The sequence below is a fragment of the Mycobacterium bulgaricum genome (assembly GCF_041287165.2).
In the GTDB taxonomy this organism is placed as follows: Bacteria; Actinomycetota; Actinomycetes; order Mycobacteriales; family Mycobacteriaceae; genus Mycobacterium; species Mycobacterium bulgaricum.
The window spans coordinates 94275-108250 of the sequence record NZ_JBGGKV020000002.1; the positions used below are offsets into that span (position 1 = coordinate 94275).

Below are 13976 nucleotides of genomic sequence, written 5' to 3' on the forward strand. Positions count from 1 at the left end.
CCCTGGCTTAACGCTCGCCGTGGACGCGGCCGATGACTGCATGCTCTTCGTATGGGGAGAGTCGTTGTGGGGTCGGATGCCATTTTGTCCGGTGCGTTGACTCGCGGGCAGCTCCGATGGAACTACCGCGTGATCTATCCGGACATCTACCTTCCGAAGGGCGTGGAACCGACGCTCGCGGTGCGTACCGAGGGCGCCTTTCTGTGGTCGCACCGCAGAGGCGTTATCACGGGGCGGGCCGCGGCCGCCCTGCACGGTGCGCGATGGGTCGACGACCGGGCTCCCGTTGAGATTCTGTGGTTGAACAGCAATCCGCCGGACGGCATTCTCTCCAGGCGCGAGCGCATTCCGCCGGGCGAATCACGCGCATCAACGGCATGTTCGTCACGACCCCAGCGCGGACGGGGCTCGACCTCGGCAGGCGACTCAAACGCGGTGAAGCGGTCGCCCATCTGGATGCACTGGCTCGGGCCACCGGTGTCCAGGCGGCCGAGGTTCTCGAACTCACCTATCGATACAAGGGCACCAAAGGAGTACGACGATGCCGCGAGGCGGTCGGTCTAATGGACGCGGGTGCTGAATCGCCGCAGGAAACGAGGTGGCGCCTCATCCTCATCGACCAGGGGTTCCCGCGGCCGGCAACCCAGATTCCCGTAGTCGATGACGCGGCTCATCCATTCGCGAGGCTGGACATGGGTTGGCCAGACCTCAGGATCGCCGTCGAGTACGACGGTGAGCAACATCGCACGGACGACAGCCAATATCGCTGGGATGCCATTCGATTACGGCGGTTGGAAGCACTGGACTGGATAGTCATCCGTGTGATGAAGGGCGATCACCCGCTCGAAGTCGGAGCTCGGATCAGGCGAGCCTTCGAACTCCGCGAGAGTGAAGCCATGGCTGCGAAAAGGATCGCATGAGCGACCCGGAATGATATTTCGCGGCCCAGCGCGGCCGAGACTCCGCGGGAAAAGCTCAGAGGTCCGTCGAGAACCGGATGCCGCCGTCCGGAATCGAGATGCCCGGCCACACGCGCGCACCGCGGAGCAGCTCGCAGCGCGCGCCGATGTCGGCGCCATCGCCGATCACGCCGTCGCGGATCAGCGCCCGCGGGCCGATGTGGGCACCGAAGCCGATGATCGATCGCTCGATCACCGCGCCCGCACCGATTTTCACGCCGTCGAAGATCACCGCGCCGTCGAGACGGGCGCCGCCCGCGACCTCGGCGCCGCGGCCGACCACCGTGCCACCGATCAGAAGCGCGCCGGGAGCGACGGAGGCGCCGTCGTGCACCAGCTTCTCGCCGCGTTGATGCGTCAGCGCCGGCGACGGTGCGATGCCGCGCACCAGATCCGCAGACCCGCGCACGAAGTCCTCGGGGGTTCCCATGTCCCGCCAGTACGTGGCGTCGACGTAGCCGCACACGCGTTTTCCGTCGGACAGCAGACCCGGGAAGATCTCGCGTTCCACCGACAGCGCCCGGCCTGTCGGGATCGCGTCGATCACCTCGCGTTTGAAGACGTAGCAGCCGGCGTTGATCTGGTCGGTCGGCGGGTCTTGCGTCTTCTCCAGGAAGGCCGTCACCACTCCGTCGGAATCCGTTGGCACACAACCGAAGGCGCGAGGGTCGCCGACGCGCACCAGGTGCAGCGTGACGTCGGCGTCACGCTCGCCGTGCGAGTCGAGCAGTGCACCGAGGTCGCATCCGGACAGCACGTCGCCGTTGAAAACGACTGCGGTGTCGTGCCGTAACTTCGAGGCCACGTTGGCGATGCCGCCGCCGGTGCCCAGCGGTTCGTCCTCGACGACGTAGTCGATCTGCAGACCGAGCTTGGATCCGTCACCGAACTCCTGCTCGAACACCGCCGCCTTGTACGACGTGCCCATGACGACGTGCTCGATGCCCGCCGCGGCGATGCGCGACAGCAGGTGCGTCAGGAACGGCAGCCCGGCGGTGGGCAGCATGGGTTTGGGTGCAGACAGAGTCAAGGGGCGTAGGCGTGTGCCCATCCCGCCGACCAGAACGACAGCATCGACCTCGGCTGGATTGACCATCAGCCCTGCCCTTTCGCCCGCTTCCGACGTGAATTCCGGACGACGAGGTTGGCCCGTGCCCCCAGTGCCCCCCGGAACGCCCAGCGTAGCGGCGCCTGCCACCGCTTCGGGTACCGATCGGCGAGAAAAGTGTAGGTGCTCACATGATGGGCAGCGAGGTTGCGGGCCGGATCCCGACCCGTGGCATGCCCTTTGGCGTGCAAAACCTCCGCCGAGGGCACGTACACGTTCTGCCAGCCGGCTTTAGTGAGACGATCTCCCAGGTCGACGTCTTCCATGTACATGAAGTAGCGTTCGTCGAATCCCGTGATCGCGGCGTAAGCAGATCCGCGCAGCAACAGGCACGATCCGGACAACCAACCGACAGCGCGTTCGCTGGGATCGGTGCGCTCCTGGCGGTAGGCCGCGGTCCACGGATTGGACTTCCAGACCGGTCCGACGACGGCGTGCATGCCGCCGCGCACGATCGACGGCAGGTGGCGCGCGGACGGGTAGACCGTGCCGTCGGGGTCGCGGATCAACGGCCCCAATGACCCCGCACGCGGCCATCGCGCCGCAGCCTCCAGGAGTTGGTCGATGCTGTGGGGCCCCCACTGCACGTCGGGGTTGGCGACGATGAAGAAGTCCGAGCAGGAGGTCAGTCCATATTCGGCGACGGCCCGGTTGACCGCGGTGCCGTATCCGAGGTTGCCACCGGTGCGGAACAGTCGGGCATTGGAATAGCGCTCGACAGCTTCTTCGGGTGCGCCGTCGGTGGAACCGTTGTCGGCCATGATGACGGTCACCGGCCGGTCGGTCGCGTGCGCCAGGGTGGCCAGGAACCGATCCAGGTGCGCGCCGGGCGAGTACGTCACCGTCACGACAAACAGTTCGTCGCTCACGTAGGCATCACCGTCACGGCGTAGAGAGTAACTACCCGCCTGCTGTGGCGAGCGCCTCAGCCAACGCTTCGCGCCATGGGCGCAACGGGGTCAGGCCCGCGGCCGCCGATTTGACCGACGACAGCACGGAATAGGGCGGGCGCGGCGCGGGGCGCGGATGCTTGTCGCTGCCGACGGGGCGTACCCGGTCGGGGTCTTCACCGAGTTCGGCGAAGATCGCCTGGGCCTGCTCGAAGCGGCTGGCGCCTCCGTCGTTGGCGGCGTGCAGCACCGGCGCCTGGATCGACCCGTCGGCGATCTGCAGCAGTGCCGCGCACAGGTCGCCGACGTAGGTCGGGGTGCCGATCTGGTCGGCCACGACCTCGACGGTGCCGCCGTCTGCGGCGGCGCGACGCATCACCGCGGCGAAGTCGGAGCCGTCGGCCCCTTCGTAGATCCACGCGGTGCGCACGACGTGCGCATCGGGCATCGCGTCGAGCACCGCCAGTTCGCCGGCGAGCTTGGTGCGTCCGTACACCGACAGCGGCCCCGTCGGGTCGTCGATCTCGTACGGACGGGGCTCGCCGTCGAAGACGCCGTTGAAGACGTAGTCGGTGGAGAGGTGGATCAGCGAGGCGCCGGCCCGGACGCAGGCCCGCGCGACGTTCTCGGCGCCGACGACGTTGACGGCGCGGGCCCGTTCGGGTTCGGCTTCGGCGGCGTCCACCTTGGTGAAGGCGGCGCAGTTCACGACGACGTCGCCGTCGGCGACGAAACGCTCGGCGGACGACGGGTCGGTGATGTCCCATTCGGAAGATGTGAGCGCCACCACGTCCCGTCCGGCGGCACGCGCCTGACCTGCCAACACGCGCCCGACCAGCCCGCCGGCGCCGGAAATCACGATTCGGCCGCTCACATCACGAGTTTGGCACGCCGGTCTGCGCTCCGCGGATTGCGGGCCGGTCGCAAGTAGCCTGGGCAAATGCCTGCCGCTCATGTGATCCGCGCTGTCTCCGTGGCGTTGGCAGTGGCCGTCGTCATCGGCACCGGCGTCGCGTGGGGCAAGATCCGCTCGTTCGAGGCCGGCATCAACCACATCAACCCGATCGCCCTGGGTGGCGGCGGGGAGGACGGCGCGATCGACATCCTGCTCGTCGGCGCCGACAGCCGCACCGACGCGCACGGCAATCCGCTGACCGACGAGGAGCGCGCGATGCTGCGCGCCGGCGACGAGGTCTCCACCAACACCGACACGATCATCCTGATCCGTATCCCCAACAACGGGAGGTCGGCGACGGCCATCTCGATTCCCCGTGACTCCTACGTCGAGGCGCCAGGGATCGGGAAGATGAAGATCAACGGCGTGTACGGATCGGTGCATCTCGAGGAGATGAAAGAACTCGTCGAGCAGCAGGGAGTGGACCCGACAGAGGCCGAACCGGAGGCGCAGGCGGCTGGGCGCGAAGAGCTGATCAAGACCGTCGCCAACCTGACGGGTGTCACCGTCGACCATTACGCCGAGATCGGGTTACTGGGGTTCGCACTGATCACCGACGCATTGGGCGGCGTCAACGTCTGCCTCAACAACGCTGTCTACGAACCCCTTTCGGGCGCGGACTTCCCGGCCGGCTGGCAGAAGCTCAACGGCGCGCAGGCTTTGAGCTTCGTGCGTCAGCGTCACGACCTCCCCCGCGGCGACCTGGATCGCGTCACCCGCCAGCAGGCGGTGATGGCGTCGATGGCGCACGAGGTGATCTCCAGCAAGACGCTGTCGAGCCCCTCCACGCTGGGCAATCTCGAAGCGGCGGTGCAGCGTTCGGTGGTGCTCTCCGAGGGCTGGGACATCATGGATTTCGTCGAGCAGCTGCAGAAGCTGGCGGCGGGCAACGTCGCGTTCGCGACCATCCCGATCCTGGAGGAGGCGGGCTGGAGCGACGACGGGATGCAGAGTGTGGTCCGCGTCGACCCGACCGAGGTCAAGGATTGGGTGACCAGCCTGCTGCACGACCAGGACGAGGGCAAGACCGAGGAGCTCGCCTACAGCAACGACAAGACCACCGTCGAGGTCGTCAACGACAGCGACGTCAACGGTTTGGCCGCCGCGGTGGCACATGTGTTGGCAGGCAAGGGCTTTACCCAGGGCAACGTGGGCAACAACGAGGGCACCAAGGTGGACAACAGCCAGGTGCAGGCCGCGAAGTCCGACGACATGGGCGCCCAGGCCGTCGCACTGGAGCTGGGCGGCCTTCCGGTTGTCGAAGATGGGTCGATCCCCGAGGGTTCGGTGCGTGTGGTGCTCTCGGCCGATTACACCGGGCCCGGTTCGGGATTGGACGGTTCGGATGTGACGCTGATGGGCGCGGACCCGAGCGCCTCGGGTGTGGTTTCCGGCGACGGCGAGATGGTGCCCCCGCCCTCCCCAATCATCACGGCCGGGTCGAACGACCCCGAGTGCGTCAACTGACGTGACGAACGTCAGCTCCGCGATCCTCGATCCGCTGATGGCCGCCAACCCGGCCGGGCCGCGCATCACCTACTACGACGACGCCACCGGCGAGCGCATCGAGTTGTCGACGGCGACGCTCGCGAACTGGGCGGCCAAGACCGGCAATTTGCTGCGCGACGAGCTCGGCGCGACGCCCGGCAGCCGCGTGGCGGTGCTGCTGCCCGCGCATTGGCAGACCGCCGCGGTGCTGTTCGGCATCTGGTGGATCGGGGCCGAGGTCGTCTACAGCGGGGAGGGCGACATCGCCTTGTGCACCGCCAACCGCATCGACGACGCGGCCGATGCGGCGGTGGGCATGGGCGAGATTGCGGTGCTCTCGTTGGATCCGTTCGGCAAGCCCGTCCCCGACCTTGCCGTCGGCCTGACGGACTATGCGACGGCGGTGCGCGTGCACGGCGATCAGATCGTGCCGGAACGGCACCCTGGCCCGGCACTGGACGGCAGGTCGGCCGACGACGTCCTGGCCGCGGCGCGGGAATCGGCGGAGGCTCAGGGGATCACCGGGGCGGACCGGGTGATGTCGCTGGCGCCGTGGGAGAGCGCGGGAGATGTCATCGACCGACTGCTGGCGCTCTATGCGGTCGGCGCGTCTTTGGTTCAGGTGGCAAATCCTGATCCCACCCTGCAGGACCGCAGGCGCGAGATGGAGAAATTAACGCGAACGGCACTGTGACCATATCGTTTCCGTGGCCACACGCTGTTCTAAGGATTATCGAGCACACTGCTAACTACGGCTGACTGTCCGTATGGCGAAGTCGGGTCCGGTGCTAGGAGGTCCGCGAATGTCGTCGTTCATCGCGATCGCACTCATGGCCAGTTTGGGTGTGCTGCACCTGCGGGTCCGTCGCCACGCCGGCTGGACGGCCAGTGCCGTCGGTCGGACCTACATTCTGCTGGGATACCCGACGGCCGCCTTCGCGGCGTACTGGTTGACCTCGGCACCAACCATCACGGCGTGGGAATGGGCTGTCGGCTGTGCGTGGTCCCTGGTTGCGGCCGCGTCGTTCGCTGCGGGGCTGAGCGCCCTCAAGCGGGTGGCGGCCGACCACGCCGAGGTGGCGGCTCAGATCGAATCGATCGAACCGGCCACCGGCACCCTCCGGTACTAGCCACCAATCGTCACATCAGCCCCGCAAGCCAAAAAACGACACATATGCGCCGGTCTGGCGAATGTCATTGAGCAATGCAGCGCAACGCGCCATCATGTCTTTGTTGACGGAAATGCCGCGATGACCTTATCGTTTAGCCACCAGGCCGTTCTTGTCGTCACCGTACGCTTTCGTTTTCGCGTCAGTTGACTCCAGTTCTGGCAAAACTCAGCCTCGAAAAGAGGGGCTAGCACCAAGGGGCCGTCAATGGAGTCGACCTTCGTCGCCGTGGCGATCGTCGCGGCGCTTCTCCTGTGGCATCGACACCACCGTCGTCACCCGGGATGGCAAGCCAGCGACATCGGCCGCTTCTACGTTCTTTGCGGATATTCACTGGTTGCGGTCGCTGCGTATTGGCTGTACACCGCCCCGCACGCCACCACGTGGGAGTGGGCGTTCGGAAACATGTGGGCCCTCCTGGCGATGGTGTCGCTGGTCCGGGGGGTCGAACACCTCAACCGTGCGGTGGCTCGCCACGCCGAAGCGGCGCAGCAGATCGAGTCGATCGCCCCGGCCGAGGCCTCCGCACAGACCTGACTAGCCTCGGCGACGTGACCACACCCACTCGCCCAGCCCTCGACGTCGAGGCCCTGCGCACGGCGACCGCCGGAACCGACTGGCGTCGCGTCGACGTCGTCGAGGAAACCGGGTCGACGAATGCCGACCTCATCGCGCGGGCGGCCAACGGCGACGACATCGCCGGAGCCGTCCTGCTCGCCGAGTTTCAGAGCGCAGGACGGGGCCGTCACGGCCGGTCGTGGTCGGCCCCGCCGAGGTCTCAGATCTCGATGTCCGTCGGCGTCGACACGAGCGGCGTCCCGCCGGCCGGGTGGGGTTGGTTACCGCTGCTGACCGGTCTCGCCGTCGCGAGCACTGTGCGCGAGCAATTCGGAGTCGATGCGGGGGTGAAATGGCCCAACGACGTTCTCGTCGGAACGGGAAAACTGGCGGGCATTCTCGCCGAGGTTTCCGCGCCGGTCATCGTCGTCGGCCTCGGTCTCAACGTGAGCCTGCGCGACGACGAACTCCCCGACCCGAAGGCGGTGTCCCTGTTGATGCTGGGGCATGACGCAGACCGGACGGAGCTGGCCGGTTCGCTCCTTCACGCCTTGCACGACCGCCTCGGGCGGTGGCGCGCAGGGGATCCCGGACTGGCCGCCGACTACCGCAGCATCAGCACGACGATCGGCACGCGCGTCCGCGCGTCACTGCCCGGGGACTCCGAAATCATCGGTGTCGCAACGGGTATCGACGACTCAGGCCGCCTGCTGATCGACGACGCGGGGACGACGGTGACGGTCTCGGCGGGCGACATCACCCATCTGCGGCCGGCGGAGGCTTAGCTCGTCGGCTTGTCGATGACCGTGTAGATAAGGTCGACAATTTGTTGTTGTCCCGCCGCGGCGGCGTCCAGCTTGCCGCGTATTTCGGCGAAGCCACGGTCTAGTTGATCACGCAGATCGACGAAGTCCTGCCGCGTCGCATTGAAACTCGTCGCCGTCGCCTGTCGAAAATCGCGAAGCTCGCCCCGAATCTCGCCGACGTCGCGATCGGCGCCACCGGCAAGGACTCGGGCCGCTGCCGCATCATGCTCCGTTGCCCGTACCCGCGCGGTCAGATCTCGCACCTGCTCCTCGAGGGCCTCAACCCGCGGTTCGAGATCGTCGGACGCCATGCGCCCTAGCCTATCGGCGGCGATTCGACAGTAGGCCGGCAGTCATTTGTCGCCCTGTTCGCCAGCGTTAAGCCACGGCTGTGCTCACCCCCGCGACCACAGCCCGGAATGATATTTCGCGGCAGGCCTACTTCAGCAGGGCGCGGCTCATCACCACGCGCTGAATCTGGTTGGTGCCCTCGTAGATCTGAGTGATCTTGGCATCGCGCATCATTCGCTCGACCGGGAAGTCGATGGTGTAGCCGGCGCCGCCGAACAGCTGCACCGCGTCGGTGGTGACCTCCATCGCGACATCGGACGCCAGACACTTCGAGGCTGCCGAGATGAACCCGAGGTTGCCCTCGCCGCGCTCGGCGCGCGCCGCTGCCGAGTACACCATCAGGCGAGCGGCCTCGACCTTCATCGCCATGTCGGCAAGCATGAACTGCACGGCCTGGAAGTCGCTGATCGACTTACCGAATTGCTTGCGGTCCTTGGTGTATTCGATCGCGGCGTCCAGCGCGCCCTGCGCGATACCGACAGCCTGGGCGCCGATGGTGGGGCGGGTGTGGTCCAGCGTGGCGAGCGCGGTCTTGAACCCGGTACCCGGCTCACCGATGATCCGGTCGCCGGGGATGCGGCAGTTCTCGAAGTAGAGCTCCGTCGTGGGTGAACCCTTGATGCCGAGCTTGCGTTCCTTGGGTCCGATCGTGAATCCCTCGTCGTCGAGGTGGACCATGAATGCCGAGATGCCGTTGGCGCCCTTGTCGGGATCGGTGACGGCCATGACGGTGTACCACGCCGACTTGCCGCCGTTGGTGATCCAGCATTTGGCGCCGTTGAGGATCCAGTCGTCGCCGTCGGCCTTGGCCCGGGTGCGCATGGAGGCGGCGTCGCTGCCCGCCTCGCGCTCAGAAAGCGCGTAGGACGCCATTGCCTCGCCCGAGGCCAGCGACGGAAGCACCTTCTTCTTCAGTTCGTCGGAACCGCGCAGGATCAGTCCCATCGTCCCCAGCTTGTTGACCGCGGGAATCAAGGAGGCCGAGGCGTCGACGCGGGCGACCTCTTCGATCACGATGCACGCCGCAACCGAATCGGCGCCCTGGCCGTCGTACTCCTCGGGCACGTGGACGGCGTTGAAGCCGTTGGCCACCAGCGCGTCCAACGCTTCCTGCGGGAAGCGCGCGTTCTCGTCGACGTCGGCGGCGTGCGGCGCGATCTCTTTCTCGGCGAGCGCGCGGATCGCTGCGCGCAGCTCCTGATGCTCCTCCGGCAACTGGAAGAGATCGAACGAGGGGTCTCCGGCCCAACTAGCCATCTTCATCTCCTTGCTACTCGTCGGTAACTTTAGCGCGATCGGGGCCCGACGCGAAGTCCGGGGTCGGGCATATCTCAGCCAAACCTCAGCCCAGGGAGTGGTTCGCGCTCAGGGTCTCTGGGTACGTTCACACACATGCAGGTGTACATCGAGGGCAAGGCCTTCCGCCGTACCGCGCATTGCGAATGTGGCTGGCACGCTACTCCGCGCATCGCACGCGGATCAGCGGTTGTCGACGCAGGCATCCATGCGGCACAAACAGGCCACATCCAAGCTGCGGCGCCCGTTCAGAACACGGCTCCGGTCATCGTGCTCAAGGCGTCCTGACCCTCGGTCGCGACCGCGTCGTCGCGATCGGTGTGATCGATCGCACACACATTATTTTCCAGCGCAATCACATCGAATTGTCATGTGCGTCACTGCGTTTGCCAAGCAACGTCGCCCGGGTGGCGCCGGGCACAGCCACGAGCCCTAGCCAACCTTCACGCATTTCCGTTTCTCGGCGGGCTCACAGAAACAGCTGTTGATCTGCCCTTATACGCCGCGAGGACGCCTCTGCACCTGTCTGTGGAGAAATTCACGAAGGCACGAACACTCGCATAGAACGTCGGTGCCGCGCCGTTTATCCGGGCATGACTGACACCTCATTTCTCGCACCCGATTACCGGCCTCCTCTGCGCTCTCCGGGCGCCCCGCACATCGCGGGAACAGCGGTGGCCTTCACCGACCACGAGTACAGCCAGGACGAAGTGGCGCGGGCCCTGACCGAGTTCACCGGACCGTCCTTTGCGCGGTTCGCGCGCACCAGCGGCGTCGAGCACCGCAATCTCGCGCTGCCGATGGACCGCTATCCCGAGCTCACGGGGTTCACCGACGCCAATGCGGCGTACCTCCGGGTGGCCGCCGAGCTGGGCGAGCGGGCCGTGCGCTCCGCGCTGGCGGCGGCGCATCTCGAGGCAGCCGACGTCGACGCGATCTTCACCGTGTCCAGCACCGGGGTGGCAGTGCCGACCCTCGACGCCAGGATCTCCGGCAGGCTCGGGCTTCGGCCGGACGTCAAGCGCGTCCCCATCTTCGGCCTCGGATGTGTGGCCGGAGCCGCGGGCCTGGCGCGCGCGCACGACTATCTTCGTGGATTCCCTGACCACGTCGCCGTGCTTCTGTCGGTCGAACTGTGTTCCTTGACGATGCAGCGGCAGGACACGTCGATACCGGCGCTGATCGGGTTGTGTCTGTTCGGCGACGGCGCGGCGGCAGTGGCGGTGGTCGGCGACGAACGCCGTCCGGCGACCCCGCATCGGGCGCCTCGCATCGTCGCCACCCGGAGCACGCTGTTCCCTGACACCGTCGATGTCATGGGATGGAACGTCGGCTCGAACGGCTTCCAATTGGTCATGTCCCGAGACGTCCCTCGCATGGCGCAGGAGCACCTCGCCGACGCTGTCGATGGGTTCCTTGCCGACCATGGTCTGGGCACGCAGGACATTTCGACGTGGGTGTGTCACCCGGGCGGACCGAAGGTGCTCGACGCCGTCGGCGACGCCCTGCGTCTGCCCCACGAAGCGCTGCGGCACAGTCGGGAGTCGATGAGTGCGCACGGCAACCTCTCGTCGGCGTCGGTCCTCGATGTCCTCGCCAGGACGACGGCGGAACCGCCGCCGGCAGGCTCGCTCGGTGTAATGCTGGCGATGGGGCCCGGTTTCAGCTTCGAGCTGCTTCTGTTGAGTTGGTAGGCCGGCCGGGTGTACTTCGTGTTCGTCCTCTCCATCGGCCTCCAGCGGGTGGCAGAACTGGTCATCGCACGACGGAACTCGTCCTGGGCGCTCACTCGCGGGGGCCGGGAGTACGGTCGCGGCCATTACCCGGTGATGGTGAGTATGCATGCGCTGCTGCTGGTTTCGTGCGCGGCCGAGGTCGCTTTGCTCCGTCGCCCGTTCATAGCGTGGCTGGGCTGGCCGATGGTGGCCATGGTGGGTGCAAGCACCGGAGTCCGGTGGTGGTGTGCGGCGGCGCTGGGAAAACAGTGGAATTCGCGAGTTATCGTGGTCCCGGACGCGCCTCTGGTGACCAGAGGCCCGTATCGGTGGTTGCACCATCCGAACTATGCGGCGGTGGCGGTCGAGGTCCCGGCGGTCGCGCTCGTCCACTCAGCGTGGCTGACGGCGATCGCGTTCAGCATTGCCGATGCGGTGCTTCTCGGTGTCAGGATTCGAACCGAGAACCGGGCATTGGGTTACTAGGCGTGAAAGTCGTTGCGGTCGAACAGCTTCAGGCGGCGAATATCCGTAATGTGGCCACCCCTGCGAGATCTTCCAGAACCTGGATGTGGCCGGGGCTCCATTGCCGTGGCGCGCTGTCCGACACGCTCAGCGCGCCGACGGCATTGCCTGCCCGGTCGATGAGCGGCACACCAAGGTAAGCGGTGACGTGCCCCTCGGTGACGACCGAGTACCGCTTGAAAAGGGGATGCTGCCGGGCGTCGTCGACCCGGACCAGCGAACCGTTCGCGACGACATACTTGTCGAACGACTCTTCGAGACCGTCGAGATGGGTCGGGAGCGAAGTCGAATCGAATCCGTGAATGCCTTTGACGAACTGACGGTCGGCACCGACCAAGACGACGGCCGCAGCGGGCGCGCCGAGCGCATCCGCTGCGGTGAATGCGAGCCGCGAGTAGGCGGGTTCCGGAGACATGTCCGCCAGGCCGGTGGACTGCAGGGCCTGCAAACGGCGCAGGTCGCTGAGTACCGACGAGATTCCGTCGGCGACGGTCTCGCCGGACAGTCCCGACTGGGACAGACGTGCCTTCAATTTTCCGGCCGAGGCGCCGTGGGTGCGCTCGCAGTCGCTGATCATCTGCGCGGCGACCGCGCGAGCTACATAGATGTCGACGCGTTCACCCGAGTCGTCGGCGCACTCTTCCAGCCGCTCGGTGAGCCAGTTGTCGAAGCCTGGCAGCGAAATGGACACCAATACACGGTAGCCAATATTCGCCAGATGTACACATCTCTAACTGAAACAGCAGTTCAAACGCACTATTGACGCGGCCGCGACCTACGCCAGAACTGCATCCGGGCCCTAGTACTAGGGCCTTCCGATTCCCCGATACGTCCAGCCGGCGTTGCGCCACGCCTTCGGCATCAGGCAATTTCTTCCGTCGATGATCGTCGGCTGCCGAACGCACTTGGCAAGCTCAATGGGGTCCAGCCCCGTGAACTGCTTCCACTCAGTCAAGATCATCACCACGTCCGCACCGGCACAGGCGGTGGGCACATCAGAGGCATACTCCAACGTGGGAAAGAGTTGGCGCGCATTTTCCATGGCTTCGGGGTCATACACGCTGACCGCCGCGCCCTGAAGCTGGATCTGTCCGGCGATGTTCAGCGCAGGAGAGTCGCGGACATCGTCGGAGTCCGGCTTGAATGCGGCGCCAAGCACGGCCACCCTTGCGCCGACTAGAGACCCCCCGGCAGCCTCCCGCGCTAGTTCCACCATTTTGTTGCGACGACGCATGTTGATGCTGTCGACTTCGCGCAACAGCGAAAAGGCTTGGCTCGCCCCGAGCTCCCCCGCCCGGGCGATGAACGCGCGAATGTCTTTCGGCAGGCATCCGCCACCAAAACCGATGCCCGCGTTGAGAAATCGTCGACCGATGCGCGCATCGTGTCCGATCGCGTCGGCCAAGACGGAGACATCGGCTCCTGTCGCCTCGCAGATTTCGGCGATGGCATTGATGAACGAGATCTTGGTTGCCAGAAACGCGTTCGCCGACGTCTTGACAAGCTCAGCGGTCGGAAGATCGGTGACGAGGAAGGGGATCTCCTCTTCCAGCAGCGCCGCGTAGACCTCACGCGCGACGACTTCTGCATTCCCTTTGCGGGTGGAATCGACTCCGAGCACGATGCGGTCGGGGTGGAGCGTGTCCTTGACTGCGTAACCCTCGCGCAGAAATTCCGGGTTCCAGGCAAGCTCGGCGAACGCGTCGTCGGGTGCCAATTCGCGAGCCCGGGTGCTCAACCGCGCCGCGGTGCCAGCCGGCACTGTCGACTTACCGAAGATGACCGAAGGACGGCGAAGCAACGGCGCCAACGATTCGACCACCGCGTCGACGTAGCGCAGATCGGCAGCCAGCTCGCCGTGCTTCTGGGGCGTCCCGACGGCGATGAAATGCACATCGGCGAAATCAGCCGCCTCTTGATAGGACGTCGTGAAGCGCAGCCGCCCGGCTTCGATGTTGCGTTGCAACACTTCTGGCAGCCCTGGTTCAAAGAACGGCAATTCCCCGGCGGCGAGTTTCGCCAGCTTCGCTTCGTCGACGTCGACACCGAGAACGTCATGTCCCAGCTCGGCCATGCATGCGGCATGCGTAGCCCCGAGGTATCCCGTACCAAACACCGCAATTTGACGACCCATAATTCCCCTCCTGATTAACCCC

The 13976-nt window shown here is 66.1% G+C and carries 15 protein-coding genes and 1 pseudogene; 9 read left to right on the top strand and 7 right to left on the bottom strand.

All coding sequences use genetic code 11. The features are described from left to right. Positions 1-51 precede the first annotated feature (51 nt). A pseudogene (locus tag ACAG24_RS06935) lies at positions 52-920 on the top strand (endonuclease domain-containing protein). Positions 921-975: 55 nt separating this feature from the next. Here the strand turns inward: ACAG24_RS06935 and manB are convergent. Genes manB through rfbD form a run of 3 tightly spaced genes read right to left on the bottom strand, consistent with a single transcriptional unit; the run spans position 976 to position 3831 of the window. Then, entirely contained in the window at positions 976-2055 is a 1080-nt protein-coding gene (gene manB / locus ACAG24_RS06940) for a mannose-1-phosphate guanylyltransferase ManB (protein ID WP_370472531.1), read from the bottom strand. Continuing rightward, positions 2055-2936 (bottom strand): glycosyltransferase family 2 protein, encoded by an 882-nt coding sequence (locus ACAG24_RS06945; RefSeq protein ID WP_370472530.1) that lies wholly within the window; start codon positions 2934-2936, stop codon positions 2055-2057. Before ACAG24_RS06945 ends, manB begins: the two co-directional genes overlap by 1 nt. A 31-nt stretch (positions 2937-2967) precedes the next feature. After that, positions 2968-3831 (bottom strand): dTDP-4-dehydrorhamnose reductase, encoded by an 864-nt coding sequence (gene rfbD / locus ACAG24_RS06950; protein ID WP_370472529.1) that lies wholly within the window; start codon positions 3829-3831, stop codon positions 2968-2970. 66 nt (positions 3832-3897) lie between these two features. On the opposite strand from rfbD, the gene ACAG24_RS06955 reads away from it, so the two are divergent. From ACAG24_RS06955 to ACAG24_RS06975, 5 genes are all read left to right on the top strand, one after another. Continuing rightward, the gene (locus ACAG24_RS06955) at positions 3898-5379 is read left to right on the top strand and encodes an LCP family protein (RefSeq protein WP_370472528.1); all 1482 of its coding nucleotides are present in this window, start codon (positions 3898-3900) and stop codon (positions 5377-5379) included. 1 nt (position 5380) lies between these two features. Beyond that, positions 5381-6094 (top strand): TIGR03089 family protein, encoded by a 714-nt coding sequence (locus tag ACAG24_RS06960; RefSeq protein WP_370472527.1) that lies wholly within the window; start codon positions 5381-5383, stop codon positions 6092-6094. 109 nt (positions 6095-6203) lie between these two features. Continuing rightward, positions 6204-6530 carry a hypothetical protein gene (locus ACAG24_RS06965; protein WP_370472526.1) on the top strand — a complete coding sequence of 109 codons (327 nt, stop codon included), beginning with the start codon at positions 6204-6206 and terminating at the stop codon, positions 6528-6530. 246 nt (positions 6531-6776) lie between these two features. After that, positions 6777-7106, top strand: a complete 330-nt coding sequence (locus tag ACAG24_RS06970) for a hypothetical protein (protein WP_370472525.1) — start codon at positions 6777-6779, stop codon at positions 7104-7106. A 14-nt stretch (positions 7107-7120) separates the two neighbouring features. Beyond that, complete coding sequence (locus ACAG24_RS06975; protein WP_370472524.1) at positions 7121-7912, top strand: biotin--[acetyl-CoA-carboxylase] ligase; 792 nt, start codon at positions 7121-7123, stop codon at positions 7910-7912. Here ACAG24_RS06975 and ACAG24_RS06980 read toward each other — a convergent pair. Beyond that, a complete protein-coding gene (locus ACAG24_RS06980) occupies positions 7909-8244 on the bottom strand; it encodes a hypothetical protein (RefSeq protein ID WP_370472523.1) in 336 nt (111 codons plus the stop codon). The two genes, ACAG24_RS06975 and ACAG24_RS06980, sit on opposite strands and share 4 nt — an antisense overlap. A gap of 127 nt (positions 8245-8371) precedes the next feature. After that, positions 8372-9541, bottom strand: coding sequence for an acyl-CoA dehydrogenase (locus ACAG24_RS06985; protein ID WP_370472522.1), 1170 nt, complete (start codon positions 9539-9541; stop codon positions 8372-8374). 135 nt (positions 9542-9676) lie between these two features. Here ACAG24_RS06985 and ACAG24_RS06990 point away from each other — a divergent pair, with 135 nt between their 5' ends. The 3 genes from ACAG24_RS06990 (at position 9677) to ACAG24_RS07000 (ending at position 11781) form a co-directional block, all read left to right on the top strand. Then, complete coding sequence (locus ACAG24_RS06990; RefSeq protein ID WP_370472521.1) at positions 9677-9868, top strand: hypothetical protein; 192 nt, start codon at positions 9677-9679, stop codon at positions 9866-9868. 305 nt (positions 9869-10173) lie between these two features. Then, positions 10174-11274, top strand: coding sequence for a type III polyketide synthase (locus tag ACAG24_RS06995; protein WP_370472520.1), 1101 nt, complete (start codon positions 10174-10176; stop codon positions 11272-11274). A gap of 9 nt (positions 11275-11283) precedes the next feature. Next, positions 11284-11781 (top strand): isoprenylcysteine carboxyl methyltransferase family protein, encoded by a 498-nt coding sequence (locus tag ACAG24_RS07000; RefSeq protein WP_370472519.1) that lies wholly within the window; start codon positions 11284-11286, stop codon positions 11779-11781. A gap of 28 nt (positions 11782-11809) precedes the next feature. Here ACAG24_RS07000 and ACAG24_RS07005 read toward each other — a convergent pair whose 3' ends face one another. After that, complete coding sequence (locus ACAG24_RS07005) at positions 11810-12511, bottom strand: GAF domain-containing protein (RefSeq protein ID WP_370472518.1); 702 nt, start codon at positions 12509-12511, stop codon at positions 11810-11812. Between the two features lie 114 nt (positions 12512-12625). After that, positions 12626-13954, bottom strand: a complete 1329-nt coding sequence (locus tag ACAG24_RS07010; RefSeq protein WP_370472517.1) for a UDP-glucose dehydrogenase family protein — start codon at positions 13952-13954, stop codon at positions 12626-12628. Between the last annotated feature and the right edge of the window lie 22 nt (positions 13955-13976).

Bases quoted from the DNA above. Each gene is read 5' to 3' on its own strand.
- manB (WP_370472531.1), bottom strand. From the start codon at position 2,055: ATGGTCAATCCAGCCGAGGTCGATGCTGTCGTTCTGGTCGGCGGGATG.
- ACAG24_RS06955 (WP_370472528.1), top strand. From the start codon at position 3,898: ATGCCTGCCGCTCATGTGATCCGCGCTGTCTCCGTGGCGTTGGCAGTG.
- ACAG24_RS06965 (WP_370472526.1), top strand. From the start codon at position 6,204: ATGTCGTCGTTCATCGCGATCGCACTCATGGCCAGTTTGGGTGTGCTG.
- ACAG24_RS06970 (WP_370472525.1), top strand. From the start codon at position 6,777: ATGGAGTCGACCTTCGTCGCCGTGGCGATCGTCGCGGCGCTTCTCCTG.
- ACAG24_RS06980 (WP_370472523.1), bottom strand. From the start codon at position 8,244: ATGGCGTCCGACGATCTCGAACCGCGGGTTGAGGCCCTCGAGGAGCAG.
- ACAG24_RS06985 (WP_370472522.1), bottom strand. From the start codon at position 9,541: ATGGCTAGTTGGGCCGGAGACCCCTCGTTCGATCTCTTCCAGTTGCCG.
- ACAG24_RS06990 (WP_370472521.1), top strand. From the start codon at position 9,677: ATGCAGGTGTACATCGAGGGCAAGGCCTTCCGCCGTACCGCGCATTGC.
- ACAG24_RS06995 (WP_370472520.1), top strand. From the start codon at position 10,174: ATGACTGACACCTCATTTCTCGCACCCGATTACCGGCCTCCTCTGCGC.
- ACAG24_RS07010 (WP_370472517.1), bottom strand. From the start codon at position 13,954: ATGGGTCGTCAAATTGCGGTGTTTGGTACGGGATACCTCGGGGCTACG.